The organism is Roseicella aerolata, from assembly GCF_020523605.1.
In the GTDB taxonomy this organism is placed as follows: Bacteria; Pseudomonadota; Alphaproteobacteria; order Acetobacterales; family Acetobacteraceae; genus Paracraurococcus; species Paracraurococcus aerolatus.
The window spans coordinates 65,144-82,834 of sequence record NZ_JAJAQI010000013.1 but is presented as its reverse complement, the minus strand read 5'-3'; the positions used below and the strand labels follow the sequence as shown (position 1 = coordinate 82,834).

Sequence of the window (17,691 nt, the reverse complement as noted above, 5' to 3'; positions counted from 1 at the left end):
AGGAGGAACCCAAGGATGAGTCGCTATTCGCCAACGAGCTTCCGTGCGCTGACCTGGCATGACCAGGCGCCCGCCTTCCGCGACGGCACGGACACGCCGCGCGCCTTCCTGGAGCGCTGCCTGGAGACGATCGCCGAGCGCGAACCGGTGGTGCGCGCCTGGGCCGCGCTGAACGACGCCGGGGCGCGCGAGGCCGCCGATGCCAGCACGGCGCGCTGGAAGGCCGGGCAGCCGCTCTCGCCCATCGATGGCATGCCGATCGGCATCAAGGATCTGCTCGAGACGCGCGACATGCCGACGGAGATGGGCTGTGCCGCCTACCGGGGCAATTTCCCGAAGCGCGACAACGCCGCGGTGCGGGCGCTGCGGGAGGCCGGCGCCGTCATCCTCGGCAAGACCGTGACGACGGAACTCGGCGGCGCGCATCCGGGGCCGAGCACCAACCCCTTCGATGCGCGACGCACGCCGGGCGGCTCCTCCTCCGGCTCCGCCGCCGCGGTCGCCGCGCGCATGGTGCCGGCGGCGATCGGCACGCAGGTGGGCGGCTCCATCATCCGGCCGGCGGCCTATTGCGGCAATGTCGCGCTGAAGCCGAGCCAGGGCGCCATCAACCGCGGCGAGCGGCAGGCGACGAGCCAGAGCACGCATGGCCCCCATGCCGGCTGCGTCGAGGATGCCTGGCTGGTGGCGATGGCGATCGCGTCCCGCGTCGGCGGCGATCCGGGGAAGGTGGCGCTGTGCGGCCCGGCGGCGCCTCCCGCGGCGCTGCGGCCGGAGCGGCTGATCGTGATGGAAACCGAGGGCTGGGCCGCGCTGGACGAGGCCAGCAAGCGCGCCTTCGAGGCGCTGCTGGCCCGCGTGACGGCGGCTGGCGTCACGCTGCTCCGCCGCGCCGACCATCCGCTGGTCGAGCGCTTCGAGCAGGGCATCGCCGATGGCCGCGCGGTCTGCAATGCGCTGACCGGCTGGGAGAACCGCTGGGCCTACCGCAACCTGCTGGACCAGGACGCGGAGGGCATCAGCGCCCGCGCCAGGGGCGTGCTGGCGAAGGCGGAGGCGATGACGGTCGCCGACTACCAGGCGGCGCTGGCGGCGCGGGAGGAGGCGCAGGCGCGCCACGCCCGGATCGCGCCGCTGGCGGATGCGGTGATCGCCCTCGCCTGCCCCGGCCCCGCACCGATCTGGGAAGGCGATGTTCCGGGCCAGCCCCTGGCGCCGCGGCCCACCGGCGACTTCGTCTTCAACGCGCCGAGTTCGATGCTCTTCGCCCCGGCGGTGACGGTGCCGCTGCTGGCGGTGGGCGGCCTGCCGGTGGGCGTGCAGGTCATGGCCCAGCCGACGCAGGATGCCCGCGCCGCGGCGATCGCCCGCTGGCTGCTGGAGTCCGTGCCACCCATCGAAGCCTGACGGATGCCAGAATCACAGAAATGGATGGGGGGCGCGGGGGGAATACCTTCCCCCGACTTCTTACTATTTCTGGAAGTCCCTACGCAGCGTGATCGCCGGATTTCGCGTGAAGAACCCATAGGGCTTGAGCTCGATCCGGTGCCATTTGGTCGGCAGAACGGGCCAGTCCTCCGGCCGGGTCAGGTGGTGGAAGCCCATGGTCGCCCAGACCACCAGATCGGCATTGTCGATGCTCCGCCCGCGCGACACGAAGCGCGGCAGCCCGTCCCCGCCGCGCGCCTGGTTGGGCCAGGCGCCGGCCGCGTGCGTCTCGGCGGCATCGTAGGCCGTGACCCAGAGCGGCGCGCCGGTGAAGGCGGCGCGCCGCTGCGGCGTGTCCTCCGGATCGAGCAGCGAGACCGCGCCATGGCCGAGGATGATCTCGTAGCCTGGATTGTGGCCGAGTGAGGTGGTGACACCCGGATTCACCACGCGCCAGATCTCCGGCCCATGTCCCGGCTCCACCGCGCCCTCCACCGGCATGGCGATGCGTTCCGGCACCCAGAGGCTGCGGCGCGGCGTGCCGCCCTGCGCGGCGCGCGGGGCGAGGCGTTCGCGGAGGAAGCTGTTGGCGGGCCCGTCGATATCCAGGTCGAGCCGGAAGGAGATGTAGTGGTCGTGCCAGACGCCGACGGCGCCGGGCGCGATCAGCATGCCCGTCATCACCTCAGCCGCCGCGCCGGGCTCCGCCATGCTGCGCGCCGCGACGCCCTTCACCGCGTCCATGCCGGTCGCGCCGACATCAATGCGGATCTCGCCGCGCGCGGTGAAGACCCAGTCGACGACATAGTCGTAGTTGCCGATGGTGGGGATGCTGCGGACGACCAGTTCGACCTCCGGCCGGCCCTCATGGGTCTGGTCCACGATCTCGGCATGGCGCCAGGCGGGGTTGCCGGTATTGCGCTCGAAGACGCAGAGCACGCCGGGAAGGTCGAGCGGCGTGCCGTCATCCGCCGGCAGCGTGGCATCGAGGAAGGCGGCATGCGCCGGGCAGTCGCTGCCGGCCTGCAGCGCGGAGGAGAGCCCGCCGAAGCCGTATTCCCCGATATCCATGTAGGAGCGGAAGTACCAGGCCTCTGAGGCGTCCATGTAGGGGACGAACATCTCCGAGGCATGGCCCCGGTACAGCACCATGCGGTCCCGCCCGCCCTCCGCCCAGCGGGCGAGGGAGATGACGGGGCCGAAGCGGCGGTCGAGCCGCAGATGGAAGCGCCAGTGGTCCCAGGTGACCTGATGGCCCTCGATACGGACATTGCCGCCCTGCGGCGCCGCCTGCAGCACCGGCTTCATGGCGGGGCGGAGATCGGGGAAGACGGCCTCGTCCACCCGGTCGGGGCCTTCCCGTACCGGCACCACGCCGGTGTCCACTACCCGCAGCACGCGCTGCTCGCCGAGATCGACGATGGCGAAGAGACCCTCGATCGGCCTTCCATGCACGGTGGTGCGGCCGCCCGCGGTCTCGTAGCAGGGCACGCGCAGCAGGCGGCGGCCGCGCTCCTCCGCCGTCTCGAACCAGCCGACGGTGAGCGGCGAGCAGAACAGCGTTCCGAAGGAGGTGTAGCCGCGCCTGCGCATGGCCGCCTGCCAGTCCGGATGCGCCATGGTCAGCTTCGCCGCCGTCTCCCACTCCTCCAGCAGCACGCCGGATTGCGCATCGGTGATGGCGCGCGGGCCGTCCACCCGGCCGCTGGCGAGGTCCACCTCCGCCTCCGCCATCGCGGTGCCGCGGCGGAGCACGACATGGGCGCGGCGCGGCGCGGACCGGCCGGCGAGCACCACGGCTTTGGACGGCTCGGCCAGGTCCACCGCGATGAAGCGCGTCCCTTCCCCGGCGGCGCCGGCGGCACGCAGGGCGGCGACCGCCGCCTCGATCTCCGGCCCGGTCAGCGGGTCCAGCGGATGCGCCGCCGCTGCGCCGCAGAACGCCATCCACCCCGCCAGGCCCCATCGCGCCAGCCGCAAGCCCATTTGCCCGCCCCTCTTGCTGCACCGCCGCATCACAGCCCGTTCGTCGCCGAACCGCGAGGGTTTTCGCGTGTTCGGGCCAAAGGTCACGGATACGGATGGGAAAGGATACGCCATGGGTCACCGGACATCCTGGCTCGCGCCGCTCGCGGTCGCGGCCTGCCTCTCGGTGCCGGCGCTGGCACAGCAGGCGCCGTCGCTGCTCTACACCCAGCCGCTGGCGCCGGCGGCGGTCACGGCGGTGCAGGAGAAGCTGCGCCAGGCCGGCGCCTATACCGGCCGCGCCGATGGCATCTGGGGGCCGGACAGCCAGGCGGCGCTGGAGCGCTTCCAGGCGACACGCGGGCTGATGCCGACGCGCGACCTCAACCCGGCAACCGCGGCCGTGCTGGGGCTGAGCCCGAACGAGTTGCTGGCAGCCGGACCCGGCGCGGGGCCGGCACCGGGCACGCCGGCCGCGATGGCGACGGGACAGCTCAGCCAGGCGGCGGTGCGGAACATCCAGCAGAGGCTGCGGGCCCTGAATTTCTACCAGGGCGAGGTGGACGGGGTCTGGGGCGCCGGGACGCAATCGGCGATCGAGCGCTTCCAGCAGGGGCGCGGGCTGCAGGCGACCGGGCAGCTCAACCCGGCCACGGCGCAGGCGATGGGGCTGGATCCGAACAACCTCGCCGCGCCTGTCCGGTGATCGATCCCGGAGGGGCGCCGCCCCTCCGGACCACCCCGCCAGGCCAGAGCCTGGCCCGGACCGGTGTCAGTTGGGGCGCACCCCCATCGCGAGGGTGCGCTCGTCCATGCGCGGGTCATGCACCAGACCGCGGCGATGCGCCCAGGTGTTCACATATTGCAGGAGCTGGATCATCGGCTCCTGCTGCGCGTAGTAGGCCACCGCCTCGCGCCAGAGGCCCTCGCGCGCTTCGTCATCCATCGTCGCCGAGCCGCGCGCGAGGAAGTCGTCGATCACCGGGTCGGAATGCCGCGTCATGTTGGACGGGCCGGTGAGCTTCGCGCGGTCGAAGGTGGAAACGATGGCCAGCAGGTAGTTGGAGGCCTCCCCCGTGCTGCTGCCCCAGGCACCGAGCTGGATCGCATGTTCCTGCCGGGAACGGCGGGACACGAAGGCGGTGAAGGGCATGGCGTCCACCTGGGTGCGCACGCCGATGCGCGTCCACATCTGCGCGACGGCCTGGGACAGGCGCGCGTCATTGGGCCAGCGGTCATTGGGCGTGGCCAGGGTCAGGCGGAAGCCTTCGGGGAAGCCGGCCTCGGCCAGCAGCCGCCGCGCGCCCTCCGGGTCGAAGCCCACCGGCTGAACATCCGGGTTGAAGCCGAAGGCGCCGCGCGGCAGCCACTGCCCCGTCGCCTCCGCCGCGCCATCCATGCCGCGTTCCACCAGCGCCTCACGGTTGATCGCCATGGACAGCGCCTTGCGCACCCGCAGGTCATGGAACGGATTGCGCGGCAGCGGCGTGCCGGCATGATCGGTGATCAGCGGATGCGGCCCGGTGCGGGAATAGTCCGGCGAGAGGAAGACGGTGCGCAGCGAGGGGATCTCCGTCACCGTGAGCCGCTGCTCCCGCTTCAGCCGCGCGAGATCGGTGGTCGGGATCTGCTCAATGAGGTCCACATCGCCGGCGAGCAGCGCGGCGGTCCGTGCGCCGTCATTCAGCAGGAACCGCACGGTGACGCGCGCCCAGGGCTCCTTCCCGCCCCACCAGCCGTCATTCCGCATCAGCTCCACCCGGTCGCCGGAGCGGTAGGCCGAGAGCCGGTAGGGCCCGGTGCCGACCGCCGCCTTGCCGCTGTTGTAGTCCTCGGTCCCCGCGCCTTCCGCCGCATGGCGGGCGATGACGCTGACCGAGGCGAGGTCGAGCGGCAGCAGCGGATGCGGCTGCCTCGTGTGGATGCGGAGGGTGTGGGCATCCACCACCTCCACCCGCTCGATCGCGCGCAGGAAGCCGCCGAAGCCGCCCGGGCTGTTGGGGACGTTCGGCGCGCGCTCGAAGGTGAAGACCACGTCGTCAGCGGTGAAGGGCCGGCCGTCATGCCAGGAGACGCCCTGGCGCAGCCGGAACTCCCAGACCGTGGGGGACAGGGCGCGGTAGCTCTCGGCCAGGGCGGGGTGCGGCCGGGCGCGCGAGTCGCGCTCCACCAGCCGGTCGAAGATGTGCTGCCCCATGGCGTTGTTGGGGCCGAGATTGTGGTAGTGCGGGTCGATCGTCGTCACCGCCGCGGCATTGCCGATGACGAGCGCATCGGGCGCGCGCTGCGCCATGGCGGGCAGCGCGGCGGCAAGCAGGACGGCCGCCATGGTGGCGGCAGGGCGGGTTCTCGGCATCATCTCGCTCCCAGCGGCCTGTTCGGCCTTGCCGAGGAGGGTAGGACGCCGCCGCCGCCCGTTCCAGGCGCGGAGACGAAAAACCCCGCCGGCCTTGCGGCACGGCGGGGCTGTTTCGGCTCGGCTCGGCCCGGAGGCCGATGCAGGGGATCAGCTCTCGCGCTCGACCAGCATCTGCTTGATCTTGCCGATGGCGGCCGCCGGGTTCAGCCCCTTCGGGCAGGTCCGGGCGCAGTTCATGATGGTGTGGCAGCGATAGAGCCGGAACGGGTCCTGCAGGAAGTCCAGCCGCTCGCCGGTCGCCTCGTCGCGGCTGTCCGCGATCCAGCGATAGGCCTGGATCAGCACCGCGGGGCCGAGGTACCGGTCGCCATTCCACCAGTAGGACGGGCAGGCGGTGGAGCAGCAGAAGCACAGGATGCACTCCCACAGCCCGTCGAGCTTCGCCCGCTCCTCCTTGGACTGGCGCCGCTCCCCGTCCGGGGGCGGCGGCGTGTCGGACTTCAGCCAGGGCTCGATGGAACGGAGCTGCGCGTAGATCTGCGACAGGTCCGGCACCAGGTCCTTCACCACCGGCATGTGCGGCAGCGGGCTGATCTTGACGTCGCCCGTCACGTCCTCGATCGGCTTGAGGCAGGCGAGGGTGTTGAGCCCGTCGATGTTCATCGAGCAGGAGCCGCAGATGCCCTCCCGGCAGGAGCGCCGGAAGGTCAGCGTGCTGTCCACCTCGTTCTTGATTTTTATAAGTGCGTCCAGGACCATGGGGCCGCACTTATCCAGGTCGATCTCAAACGTATCCGTCCGGGGATTCTCACCCGAGTCCGGATCGTAGCGGTAGATCTTGAAGGACTTGACATTCTTCGCGCCGGACTCAGCCCTGTGGGTCTTGCCCTGCTGGATCGTCGAGTTCTTCGGGAGCGTGAAAGTCGCCATGGGGGCGTGGTTCCTTAGTAGACCCGGGCCTTCGGCGGGAAGACCTGGACCTCGTTCGTCAGCGTCCGCATCTTCACGTCGCGGTAGTCGAGCTTGACCTTGCCCGTCTCGTCCACCCAGGCGAGCGTGTGCTTCATCCAGTTCTCGTCGTCGCGCTCCGGATAGTCCTCCTGCGCATGGGCGCCGCGGCTCTCCTTCCGGGCCTCGGCGCCGACGATGGTGGTCAGCGCATTGCCGATGAGGTTGTCGAGCTCGAGCGCCTCGACCAGGTCGCTGTTCCAGATCAGGGAGCGGTCGGCGATCCGGATGTCGCCATAGCCGGCATGGACCTTGTTCATCTTCTCCACGCCTTCCTGGAGAAGCTGGCTGGTTCGGAACACCGCGGCATGCGTCTGCATGGTCCGCTGCATGTTCAGCCGCAGCTCGCCGACCGCGGTGTTGCCCTTGGCGTGGCGGACGCGGTCAAGGCGGTCGAGCGCATTCTCGCCGGCCCTGGAGGGCAGCGGCGGCTGCGAGGCCCCCGGCTTGATCGTCTCGGCCGCCCGGTGCGCCGCGGCGCGGCCGAACACGACGAGGTCGAGCAGCGAGTTGGTGCCGAGCCGGTTGGCGCCGTGGACGGAGACGCAGGCCGCCTCGCCCACCGCCATCAGGCCGGGGACCACGCGGTCCTGGTCCTGCGCGGTCGGGTTCAGCACCTCGGTATGGATGTTGGTCGGGATGCCGCCCATGTTGTAGTGGACGGTCGGGAGCATCGGGATCGGCTCCTTCGTCACGTCCACGCCTGCGAAGATCTTCGCCGTCTCGGAGATGCCAGGCAGCCGCTCATGCAGGATCTCGGCGCCGAGATGCTCGAGATGCAGGTGGATGTGATCCTTCAGCGGGCCGACGCCCCGGCCTTCCCGGATCTCGATGGACATGGCGCGGGAGACGACGTCGCGGGACGCCAGGTCCTTCGCGGTCGGCGCGTAGCGCTCCATGAAGCGCTCGCCCTCACTGTTCGTGAGATAGCCGCCCTCGCCGCGCGCGCCCTCCGTCACCAGGCAGCCGGAGCCGTAGATGCCCGTCGGGTGGAACTGCACGAACTCGTTGTCCTGCAGCGGCAGGCCGGCGCGCAGCACCATGCCGCCGCCATCGCCCGTGCAGGTATGGGCCGAGGTGCAGGAGAAGTAGGCGCGGCCATAGCCGCCGGTCGCCAGCACCACGGTCTGGGCGCGGAAGCGGTGGATAGAGCCGTCCTCGAGGTTCCAGGCCATGACGCCGCGGCAGGCGCCCTCATCGTCCATGATGAGGTCGAGGGCGAAGTACTCGACGAAGAATTCGCAGTTGTGCTTCAGCGACTGCTGATAGAGCGTGTGCAGGATGGCGTGGCCGGTGCGGTCGGCCGCGGCGCAGGCGCGCATGGCCGGCGTCTTGCCATAGTTCTGCATGTGGCCGCCGAAGGGGCGCTGGTAGATGCGCCCGTCCTCGGTGCGGCTGAAGGGCACGCCGTAGTGCTCCAGCTCGATGATCGCCGGGATCGCCTCGCGGCACATGTATTCGATGGCATCCTGGTCGCCGAGCCAGTCCGACCCCTTGACGGTGTCGTACATGTGCCAGCGCCAGTCATCCTCGCCCATATTGCCCAGCGCGGCGCCGACGCCACCCTGCGCCGCCACGGTGTGGCTGCGGGTGGGGAATACCTTGGTGATGCAGGCCGTCTTCAGGCCCGCGGCCCCCATGCCGAAGGTGGCGCGGAGCCCGGCGCCGCCGGCCCCGACCACCACCACGTCATAGGTGTGGTCAACGATGCGGTAGGCGCCCCGGGAGGGCGAGGTGATCGCGTTCATCGTTCGTCCGTGTCCTTCCGCCTCAGACCGCTACCCTGAGGACCGCGATCCGCAGGACCGCGAGCGCCGAGGCGATCGCAAGCAACCAACAGATGGCCTTGGTGGCGAGGATTGCACCCACCTTGACCCATTCCTGATTCGCATAGTCCTCGATGATCACCTGCAGACCTGAGGCCGTGTGCTGGAAGGCGAGGCCGATGGCGGCGAGCAGCAGCACGGCATTCAGCGGATGCCCGATCCAGTCCCGCGTCACCTCATAGGGCGCGCCGGCCAGCGAGGCGGCCGAGAGCGCGAACCACAGCGTCAGCGGCAGCAGCGCGGCGGAGGAGACGCGCTGCATCCACCAGTGGTGGGTGCCGCCCTTGGCGGAGCCGAGGCCGCGCACCCGCCCGAGCGGGGAGCGAAGGGTGGTGTTCCGGGCGTAGTCGTTGCCAGCCATGTTAGGAGGTCCTCAGCTCGCCCAGGCGATGATGGCGATCAGCCAGGTCAGCACGGTCGCAACCGCTGTGCCGATCAGCACCCAGCGGCCGGACTTGTAGGTGGTCGGGATGTCGTAGCCATAGCCGGCATCCCAGGCGAGGTGGCGGATGCCGTTCAGCGTGTGGAACCAGGCCGCCGCGGTCAGCCCGAACAGGCCGAGCAGGCCCAGGAAGGACGTCATGAACCAGGAGACCGAGGCATAGGCGGAGGGCCCGGTGGCGGTCGCCACCAGCCACCAGACCAGCATCAGCAGGCCAAGCGACCAGATGACGCCGGTGATGCGCCCGCTGATCGAGAGCGCGCTCGTCAGCTGCATCATGTCGTAGACCTGCAGGTGCGGCGACAGGGGCCGGCGGATGGGCGTGCCGTCCGATTTGCGACCGATCATGGTCGCCTCGCGCGAATCCTGCATGATGGACATGGTCGAGTGCACTCCGGGGTCCTGCGCTGGGCCGCGTAAGCCGCGGCAGCCATGCGGAAGCCTTCTATGGTGCCCCGCGGCAAAGCGTCAATTGCACGGGACCTCCTGCGTAACCATGTGGACGCCGCCGCATAGGAATTTTATCCTACTGACATGGCCGAGTCCCAGCCCGATGCGCCGCCCTCCCCGCCGCCGCGCCCACCGATGGTGCAGCGGATCCGGCCATGGGTGGAGTTGCTGTACCGCCTGCTGGCCGCGATCGCCGCCGCGATCGCCATCTGGAACGGGCTGGGCTGACGGCAGCGCGGATGACAAGACGATGCCGCCGGCCGCGGTTCCCGATGCCCTGGGCGACGGCGCCGCAGCCCATGCCGGCGCCATCCGGCCGGAGGTTCAGGCGCCGACGGCCTGGCCATGTCCGTCGAAGACCCATGCCGGGCGGCCCGGCCCGGCGCCAGGCGCGCGCCCCCGTCCACGGCCGCCAGGCCCCGTCCTGCCGGCGCTTCGATGGTCGGCCGGATGCAGGGTGGCGAACAACCCCGCGCCGGCCGCGCAGGGAAAGGGAGGCGGCCGGTGCCATGCGACGCCGCACGAACACGCCTGCGCGACATGCGCCCTCAACTCGCGAGCTTGAGGCCGGCAACGCCGGCGAGGATGAGCGAGAGGCAGAGGATGCGCGCCGCGCTCGCCGGATCGCCCTCGACCGCCATGCCCCAGAGGGCGGTGCCGAAGGCGCCGATCCCGACCCAGACGGCATAGACCGTGCCCATGGGCAGGGCCTGCAAGGCGCGCGACATGCAGTAGAAGCTCACCGCCATGGCGGCGATGGTGGCGAGGCTCGGCAGCAGGCGGCTGAAGCCGTCGGTGTATTTCAGCAGCACGGCCCAGACGATCTCGAAACCGCCGGCGACCGCCAGCCAGACCCATGCCATTCGGTGCTCTCCCGGCTCGACAGGCGCAGACTTCCCCGGTGCCGCGCGCCAGGGAATGGGCGGGCCCCGCCCGATGACCAGCGCCATTCGCTTCGCCCTGCCCTGCAGCCTGCGCCAGGCGCCGGCTCGAGCGGATCGCGGACGGGCGTGAACGCCCGGCAGCGTGAATCGCCTTTGCAAACCATGCGCTGCCAAGGATCGCGGCAGGAAATGAGCGCCGCGGAGCGTGAAGCCGCGCTTCCCGCGATGACCTCCAGCGGATTGGCGTGCGGATCGAACGGCAATCCGCCCACGCCGCTTGCCGGGCATCCCGCCCTGACCGGGATCACCGGCCGGCGCAGCGCCCCGGTGCTTCCTCGCCCTCCCGTCCAGGGCGGCAGGCCGGGCGGGAGGATGGGGGATGCGTTCGCGATTCCCCTGCGCGTCTGCGGCGCCCTAGGCTCGGCCGCAACGAGAAGACCCATGGGGAGGCGAACCATGTCCCATCCCACCCGCCGCGCCCTGCTGGCCGCGCCGGCGCTGCTGCCCGGCCTGGCGGCGGCGCAGGGCTACCCGAGCCGCAGCATCACCTGGATCGTCCCCTTCGCCGCCGGCGGCATCACCGACACCTCAGCCCGCACCCTGGCCCAGCGCATGGGCCAGAGCCTCGGCCAGAGCGTCGTCGTGGAGAACCGCCCGGGCGCCGGCGGCACCATCGGGGCGGAGGCGGTGGCCCGCGCCGCGCCGGATGGCTACACCCTGCTCTATGGCAGCCAGGGGCCGATGGCCTCGGCGCCCGCCATGTTCCCCAACCTGCGCTACCATCCGCAGCGGGACCTCGCGCCGGTGCACGGCCTCGGCGCCTCCCCGCACCTCATCATCTGCGCGCCGCAGCGCCCCTGGCGGAGCCTCGCCGATCTGGTGGCGGCGGCCCGGGAGCGGCCGGAGGGGCTGACCTATGCCTCGGTCGGCGTCGGCACCTCCCCGCATCTCGCAGCCGAGACGCTGCTGCAGGCGACCGGCACGCGCATGGTGCACGCCCCCTATGCCAACGGGACGCAGGGTCTGAACGACGTCATCGGCGGGCGGCTGGACGTGATGTGGGACTATCCGCTGACCAGCCTGCCGCATGTGCGGGAAGGCCGGCTGCGCGCGCTGGGCATCACGGACCGCCAGCGGGTGCGGCTGGCGCCCGAGGTGCCGACGGTGGCGGAAGCCGGCTTCCCCGGCGCCGAGCTGGTGCCCTGGGCCGGGCTCTTCGTGCCGGCCCGGACACCCGGCGGGGTGGTGGCGCGGCTCTCCGCCGCGATGCGGGAGGCGATGGGCGACCCGAAGGTGCAGGAATTCTTCGACGGCACGGCGACGGTGCTCTGGCCGGAGATGGGGCCGGAACAGCTCCGCGCCTTCCTGGCGGAGGAGATGCCCCGGATCGCCGGGCTGATCGCGCGGGCGGGGGCGAAACCCGGGTGACGGGCAGGGCCGCGGCGTGGGCACGCCCCGGCCGGCACGGTCAGCCCCGCCGGCGCGGCTCGCGCAGCATGGCGGCCAGCGCCCCGAGCGCGCCCAGCGCCAGCGTCAGGAACCCCGCCGCCGCCAGGATCGGCGCCGCGGGCGCATCCGTGACGTCCCGCAGCAGCCCGGCCAGCGGCGGCAGCAGCGCCAGGCCGCCATAGAACATCATGTAGTGGAGGCCGACGCCGAAGGCCCGGCTCTCGGCCGAGAGGACCCGGCCGAGCAGGGCCATGATCAGGCTTGCCGGCGGCCCGGCCAGCAGGCCGAAGGCGATCAGCGCCGGCGCCGCCGGGGCCCCCGCGACCAGCGCCAGCAGCGCCGCCACCATCCCAGCCTGGCAGAGGGCGCAGACCAGCATGGGCCGGCCCAGCCGCTCGGCGATCGCGCCGCCCAGCGGCAGCAGCGGCAGGACCGCCCAGCCGACCAGGGAGGAGACCGCGCCGGCCATGCCCGCGCTCGCCCCCTGCGCCACCAGGAAGGCGGGCGCGAAGCCGAGCAGCACGGCATAGGCGGCGTTGTAGGTGGCCCAGAGCGCGCCGACCGCGAGCAGCGGCCACCCCTCGCCCGGCCGCAGCCGGGCCATGCGGGCGGCGGGGCCGCGCTGGCCCTCGGGCACCGCCCAGGCCAGCAGCGGCAAGGCGAGGCCGCAGAGGAGGGCCGAGCCGAGCAGGCCGAGGCGGTAATCCTGCCCCGCCAGCGGCAGGGCCAGCAGCGCGACCGAGATGCCGACCGGCCAGGCGGAGAGCATGACCCCCATGGCCGGGGCGAGGGACGGGCCGGCGAAGCGGTCCAGCACCCGCTTGGCGCAGGCGATGGTGAGCAGCGCCGAGCCGCCGCCGGCGACGAGCCGCCCGAGCAGCGCCAGGCCGTAGCCCGGCGCCAGCGCCAGCAGGATGCCGCCCGCGGTCATCAGCGCGAGTCCGGCCAGCAGGATGCGCCGGTCCCCGAAGCGCGCCAGCAGCCAGCCGGCCGGCAGCGCGACGGCGACGCCCGCAAGCGAATAGATACCGATCAGCGTCCCGAGCGCCGCCCAGTCGGCGACCAGCGTGCCGACGAGCAGCGGACCGAGCGCACCGACCGCCTGGAACTGCACGCCCATGGCGACCCGCGCCACGCCGATCAGCAGCAATTCGAGCCAGCGGTTCCGGGGTGGCATGGGTCGGATGCTGGCCTTTCGGAAACTCGGACCGGTCCTGGCCAGGTTCTGGCCTGACGGGGAGGTCCGGAGGGCTCAGGCGGCGACGGTCTCAGTGTTGTCGAAAGCCTGCGTCCTGACCAGCCGGGCATAGAGCCCGTCCTCGGCCATCAGCGCCGCATGGGTGCCCTGCTCCACCGCGCGCCCGTCCTGCATCACCACGATCCGGTCGGCTTCCCGCACCGTGGCGAGCCGGTGCGCGATGACCAGCGTCGTCCGCCCCTGCCGGAGGCGCGCGAGGGCGGCCTGCACCAGCGCCTCGTTCTCGGCATCCAGCGCGCTCGTCGCCTCGTCCAGCAGCAGCACGCGCGGGTCGCGCAGCAGCGCCCGCGCCAGGGCGATCCGCTGCCTCTGCCCGCCGGAGAGCCGCCCGCCGCCCGGGCCGAGCACCGTGTGGTATCCTTCGGGCAAGGCGGCGATGAAGTCATGCGCCGCGGCGGCGCGGGCGGCGGCCTCCACCTCCGCCGCGGTCGCGTCGGGGCGGCCGCAGGCGATGTTGGCGAAGGCGGTGTCGTCGAACATCACCGCGTCCTGGCCGACATAGGCGATGGCATCGCGCAGCGAGGCCAGCGTCACCGCCCGGACATCGGCGCCGTCCAGCCGCACGGCGCCCGCCGTCGCGTCATAGAGGCGCGGGACGAGCGCGAGGGCGGTGGACTTCCCGGCGCCGGAAGGGCCGACCAGCGCCACGGTCTGCCCCGGCTCGGCCGTGAAGGAGAGGCTGGTCAGCGCGGCATCCGGCGTGCCGTCATAGCGGAAGCCGACGGCGTCGAACTCCACCCGCCCGCGCCCGGCCGGCAGCGGCACCGCATCCGGCGCGTCCAGGATATGGCGCGGCGTGTCCACCACCGCGAAGACGCGGGAGAGGCCGGCCAGCCCCTCCTGCATCGCGGCGTTCAGGGAGCCCAGCGCCCGCACGGGGCGGGAGGCGATGAGCAGCGCCGCGACGAAGCCGGTGAACTCGCCCACCGTCCCCTGGCCCGAAGCCACGCGCCAGCCGACGAAGCCCAGCACGGCGGCGACGGCGATGCCGCCCAGCGCCTCCAGCGTCGGGTCGAGGCTGGCGCGGGTGCGGGCGATGCCGAAGAGGCTCTCGCGCAGCCGCGCGAAGGCATGCGCGGCGCGGGCCTCCTCCTGCGCCTCCAGCCGGTAGGCGCGGACCACGCGGGCGGCGGCGAAGGATTCCGTCAGTTGCGCCGCGGTCTCGCCCATCCGCTCCTGCATCCCGCCCGAGGCGCGGCGGATGCGCTTGCCGAGCCGCAGGATGGGCACCACCGCGATCGGGTAGAGGGCGGCGGCAATGAGCGACATCTGCCAGTCCAGCCAGACCATGGAGGCGATGAGGCCGACCACGGTCAGAACATCGGCGCCGCCATTGATGGATTTGGTCAGCGCCTCGCGGATCGCCGCGGCATCGACGGTGAACTTCGTGGCATGCCGGGCCGGCGCCTCGCGCACCACGCTGGCGAGGTCGGCGCGGGTGAGCGCGCGGAACAGATCGCCCTGCAGCGCCTCGATCACCCGCAGCACCACGGACTGGACCGCGACCGCCTGGCCGTATTGCGCCAGGGCCTTGGCGCAGGTGACGACGATGATGACCAGCGGCAGCAGCCAGATCAGCTGGGGGTCGTTGGCCGTGAAGCGGTCGAAGCCCTGCTGGATGACGATGGGATAGAGGGCGGTGAGGCCCGCCAGCGCCAGGGTGCAGAGCACCGCGAGGGCGATGCCGCGGCGGTGCTGCATCAGGTAGCCGTGCAGCAGGCGCCGGATCAGGGCGCGGGAGGAAGGATCGGCGGGAAGGACGGCCATGGGGCCGGGGGTTTATCGGATCGCCGTGCGCGCGGCCAATTCGCAGAGATAGGCCCGGCAGGCCTCGGCATCGTCCGTGCAGCCGCGGTCCAGCCACCAGGCGCGGGTCGCGGCCAGCGCCTCTCCCAGCGCGACGCCGGGCGGGATGCCGGCGGCGATGCCGTCCCGGCCCTTGAGGGGGAAGACCGGCCGGGGGGTCGCGGCGATGCGGGCCCGCAGCGCCGGCCAGTCGCCGGGCAGGCCGCGGGCCTCGGCGATCCAGGCGCGGTCGGTCAGCGTCTCCGGCGGCAGGTCGGCCAGCAGCCGGCGCAGCCCGGCGCCCTCCGGGCCGGGCAGCACGGGGGCGAGGTCGCGGGCGGCCAGGTAGCGGCTCGCCTCGGCGGCGGACCAGCGCAGGCGCTGCGGCAGGCCCGCATCCTCCGCACCGGGCGCGACCAGGGCGGCGAAGCGCAGCAGCGGATCGGCCGGCCCGCCGGCCCGCGCCAGGGCGGCCAGCACGGCGAGGTCGGCGCCTTCCGGCAGCACCGCCCCCAGCACGCCCGTCCCGGCCATCAGCGCCACGGCCGCCAGCGGATCGGGCGCGGCCAGCAGCCGCTTCAGCTCCATCCAGACCCGCTCGGCCGAGAGCCGCGCAAGGCCCGGCACCGCCGCGCGGATGGCGGCGATGGCGTCCGGGTCGGGCTCCCCTGCCCCGTAGCGGGCCTGGAAGCGGAAGAAGCGGAGGGCGCGGAGATAGTCCTCGGCCAGGCGGGTCGAGGGGTCGCCGACGAAGCGCACCCGGCCGGCCTCCAGGTCCGCCCGGCCGCCGAAATAGTCCCAGAGCGCGCCATCGGCCGCCATGGACATGGCATTGATGGTGAAGTCCCGCCGCGCCGCGTCCTCCCGCCAGTCGGTGGTCCATTCCACCTCGGCATGGCGGCCATCGGTTGCCACGTCCCGCCGCAGGCTGGTCACCTCCACCGGCTCGCGGTCCAGCACCGCGGTCACCGTGCCGTGGGCAAGGCCGGTCTCGAAGACCTTGAGGCCGGCGGCGCGCAGGCGCTCCGCGATGGCCTCCGGCGGCAGGGGCGCCGCGACATCCACATCCTGCACCGCCCGGCCCGCCAGCAGGTCCCGCACCGCGCCGCCCACCGCCCGCGCGCCGGGCAGCGTCGCCAGCACCGCCGCCGGCGCGCCGCGCCGCAGGAGCGCGGGCGGATCGAGCCGCGCCGCCGGCGGGTCCTCCGTCACCGCGCCGGCTCCACCACCCGGCCCGGCACCACCCGCCCGTCCGGGCCGAGCTCGGCGGGCACATAGATGGCATCGGGCGCCATGGAGACCGAGATCCCGTACCAGATGGCGAAGACCAGCATCAGCAGCACCCCGGCGGCGGCGGCCAGCATGACGCGCGGCCCCGGCTCGATATCCGGGTTGTAGCGCCGCCACAGCGCATAGAGCGCGAAAGGCAGGAGGAAGAGGAAGAACTCGATCAGATAGACCATCGGGGCGCCATCCTCCGGGGCCGCATCACGCCATGCCCAACGCGGCGGGCGCGGCCTGCGCCGCGAAGCCTGCTCAGCCGCCGCGCAGGATCCTCGCCAGGTTCACCAGGATCGCCGCGGTCGCGCCCCAGATGTAGTGGCGCTCATGCGGCCAGACCCAGAACTCACGCAGGCGCCCCTTCCACTCCGCCTGGCGCCGCTCCGGCGCATGCGGGTCCAGCACGACCGAGAGCGGCAGCTCGAAGGGCTCCTCCACCTCCCGCGGGTCGGGCACCAGGTTGAGCGGCGGCGGCACGAAACCGACCACGGGGGTGATGCGGAAGCCGGTGCCGGTGGCGTGATCGGGCAGCCGCCCCAGCAATTCCGGCAGCCGGGGGTCGAGGCCGACCTCCTCCGCCGCCTCCCGCACCGCGGCGGCCTCCGGCGTCTCGCCCGCCTCGATCCGCCCGCCCGGGAAGCTCACCTGGCCGGCATGGGAGGACATGGTCGCCGCGCGCAGCGTCAGCAGGATGGTCGGCTCCGGGTGCAGCACGATCGGCACCAGCACGGCGGCCGGGACGATGCGGGCGGGGGCGACGCCTTCCGCATCGTTGAAGCGGGTCGGGCCGATCAGGGCGAGCGCCGCCGGATCGGCCAGCCTTGCCGCGATATCCGCAGGGGTCACGCCAGCGCCGTCCTCTCGGCCGTCCGCCGGCCCGTCGCACCATCAACACGCGCGGGATGTCCGGCGGACCGCTGCGGGCCACCGGGCCACCTTGCCTGCCCTGCGGGCCAGGTCATTCCGCGGCTGCCTCCAGCGCACCCACCTCGTCGATCGGGAAGAAGACGCCCTCGCTCCAGACGCCCAGCACCTCCCGCCCGTCGATCACCTCGGTCTGGCCGAGCGCGACCAGCTCGTAGAAGACCGCGCGGTTGATCTTCGCCTCCAGCCCCGGCCGGATGGTGACATAGGGCCGCGGCTCCCGCGTCCGCGGGTCCAGGTGGATGCGGATCGGGTGCTCGGCATCCGCCGTCACGATCTCATCCAGATTGGTGCGGAAGGCGAGGCATTGCCGCGGCTTGCCGTCCCCGCAATCACAATCCTTCCACCACATCTCGACGGCCACGAAGGGCGCGTCCTCCACCGCGATCCGGCCGCGCTCCACCGGCGTCTCCAGCCAGTAGCTGCCATCCGGCTCCCGCCGCAGCACGCTGGCGAACAAACAGACCAGCTCCTTCCGGCCGATCGGGCTGCCCTGGTAGTACCAGGTGCCGTTGCGATCGATCCGGATCGCGTATTCCCCAACCTCGTGCTTCACCCTTGCACCCATGCCCCCCTGGGCTCCCCGCGCACCAGGCGCATCCGGCCCGGCCGCGTTCCGTTGCGGGCCGCCC

The 17,691-nt window shown here is 72.5% G+C and carries 17 protein-coding genes; 4 read left to right on the top strand and 13 right to left on the bottom strand.

Annotation, left to right across the window (positions count from 1 at the left end; translation table 11 throughout):
• Positions 1-15 precede the first annotated feature (15 nt).
• A complete protein-coding gene (locus LHA35_RS10620) occupies positions 16-1,407 on the top strand; it encodes an amidase (protein WP_226608098.1) in 1,392 nt (463 codons plus the stop codon).
• Between the two features lie 63 nt (positions 1,408-1,470).
• On the opposite strand, the gene LHA35_RS10615 is transcribed toward LHA35_RS10620, so the two are convergent.
• On the bottom strand, positions 1,471-3,375 hold the full coding sequence (locus tag LHA35_RS10615) for a copper amine oxidase (RefSeq protein ID WP_226608097.1): 1,905 nt from the start codon (positions 3,373-3,375) through the stop codon (positions 1,471-1,473).
• A 151-nt stretch (positions 3,376-3,526) separates the two neighbouring features.
• Between LHA35_RS10615 and LHA35_RS10610 the strand changes: the two genes are divergently transcribed.
• Entirely contained in the window at positions 3,527-4,099 is a 573-nt protein-coding gene (locus LHA35_RS10610; RefSeq protein ID WP_226608095.1) for a peptidoglycan-binding domain-containing protein, read from the top strand.
• 66 nt (positions 4,100-4,165) lie between these two features.
• On the opposite strand, the gene LHA35_RS10605 is transcribed toward LHA35_RS10610, so the two are convergent.
• From LHA35_RS10605 to sdhC, 5 genes are all read right to left on the bottom strand, one after another.
• Positions 4,166-5,749 carry an ABC transporter substrate-binding protein gene (locus LHA35_RS10605; RefSeq protein WP_226608093.1) on the bottom strand — a complete coding sequence of 528 codons (1,584 nt, stop codon included), beginning with the start codon at positions 5,747-5,749 and terminating at the stop codon, positions 4,166-4,168.
• Between the two features lie 150 nt (positions 5,750-5,899).
• On the bottom strand, positions 5,900-6,682 hold the full coding sequence (locus LHA35_RS10600; protein WP_226608092.1) for a succinate dehydrogenase iron-sulfur subunit: 783 nt from the start codon (positions 6,680-6,682) through the stop codon (positions 5,900-5,902).
• A 14-nt stretch (positions 6,683-6,696) separates the two neighbouring features.
• Entirely contained in the window at positions 6,697-8,508 is a 1,812-nt protein-coding gene (sdhA, locus tag LHA35_RS10595; RefSeq protein ID WP_226608091.1) for a succinate dehydrogenase flavoprotein subunit, read from the bottom strand.
• A 22-nt stretch (positions 8,509-8,530) separates the two neighbouring features.
• A complete protein-coding gene (gene sdhD / locus LHA35_RS10590; RefSeq protein WP_226608089.1) occupies positions 8,531-8,947 on the bottom strand; it encodes a succinate dehydrogenase, hydrophobic membrane anchor protein in 417 nt (138 codons plus the stop codon).
• Positions 8,948-8,959: 12 nt separating this feature from the next.
• The gene (sdhC, locus tag LHA35_RS10585) at positions 8,960-9,409 is read right to left on the bottom strand and encodes a succinate dehydrogenase, cytochrome b556 subunit (RefSeq protein WP_226608087.1); all 450 of its coding nucleotides are present in this window, start codon (positions 9,407-9,409) and stop codon (positions 8,960-8,962) included.
• 153 nt (positions 9,410-9,562) lie between these two features.
• Here sdhC and LHA35_RS10580 point away from each other — a divergent pair, with 153 nt between their 5' ends.
• Positions 9,563-9,706 carry a hypothetical protein gene (locus LHA35_RS10580; RefSeq protein WP_226608086.1) on the top strand — a complete coding sequence of 48 codons (144 nt, stop codon included), beginning with the start codon at positions 9,563-9,565 and terminating at the stop codon, positions 9,704-9,706.
• Positions 9,707-10,026: 320 nt separating this feature from the next.
• Here LHA35_RS10580 and LHA35_RS10575 read toward each other — a convergent pair whose 3' ends face one another.
• Positions 10,027-10,341 (bottom strand): DMT family transporter, encoded by a 315-nt coding sequence (locus tag LHA35_RS10575; protein ID WP_226608084.1) that lies wholly within the window; start codon positions 10,339-10,341, stop codon positions 10,027-10,029.
• Positions 10,342-10,818: 477 nt separating this feature from the next.
• On the opposite strand from LHA35_RS10575, the gene LHA35_RS10570 reads away from it, so the two are divergent.
• Positions 10,819-11,790 carry a Bug family tripartite tricarboxylate transporter substrate binding protein gene (locus LHA35_RS10570; RefSeq protein ID WP_226608083.1) on the top strand — a complete coding sequence of 324 codons (972 nt, stop codon included), beginning with the start codon at positions 10,819-10,821 and terminating at the stop codon, positions 11,788-11,790.
• Between the two features lie 40 nt (positions 11,791-11,830).
• On the opposite strand, the gene LHA35_RS10565 is transcribed toward LHA35_RS10570, so the two are convergent.
• The 6 genes from LHA35_RS10565 to LHA35_RS10540 form a co-directional block, all read right to left on the bottom strand.
• Positions 11,831-12,988, bottom strand: coding sequence for an MFS transporter (locus LHA35_RS10565; protein ID WP_226608081.1), 1,158 nt, complete (start codon positions 12,986-12,988; stop codon positions 11,831-11,833).
• Positions 12,989-13,063: 75 nt separating this feature from the next.
• Positions 13,064-14,836 carry an ABC transporter ATP-binding protein gene (locus tag LHA35_RS10560; RefSeq protein WP_226608079.1) on the bottom strand — a complete coding sequence of 591 codons (1,773 nt, stop codon included), beginning with the start codon at positions 14,834-14,836 and terminating at the stop codon, positions 13,064-13,066.
• A gap of 12 nt (positions 14,837-14,848) precedes the next feature.
• On the bottom strand, positions 14,849-16,066 hold the full coding sequence (locus LHA35_RS10555) for a CCA tRNA nucleotidyltransferase (RefSeq protein WP_226608077.1): 1,218 nt from the start codon (positions 16,064-16,066) through the stop codon (positions 14,849-14,851).
• Complete coding sequence (locus LHA35_RS10550; protein ID WP_226608071.1) at positions 16,063-16,317, bottom strand: hypothetical protein; 255 nt, start codon at positions 16,315-16,317, stop codon at positions 16,063-16,065. The genes LHA35_RS10555 and LHA35_RS10550 overlap by 4 nt, the downstream gene beginning before the upstream one ends.
• 73 nt (positions 16,318-16,390) lie before the next feature.
• Positions 16,391-16,981: a CoA pyrophosphatase gene (locus LHA35_RS10545; RefSeq protein ID WP_226608069.1), complete on the bottom strand. Its 591-nt coding sequence runs from the start codon at positions 16,979-16,981 to the stop codon at positions 16,391-16,393.
• 112 nt (positions 16,982-17,093) lie between these two features.
• Complete coding sequence (locus tag LHA35_RS10540) at positions 17,094-17,627, bottom strand: DUF1285 domain-containing protein (protein WP_226608067.1); 534 nt, start codon at positions 17,625-17,627, stop codon at positions 17,094-17,096.
• Between the last annotated feature and the right edge of the window lie 64 nt (positions 17,628-17,691).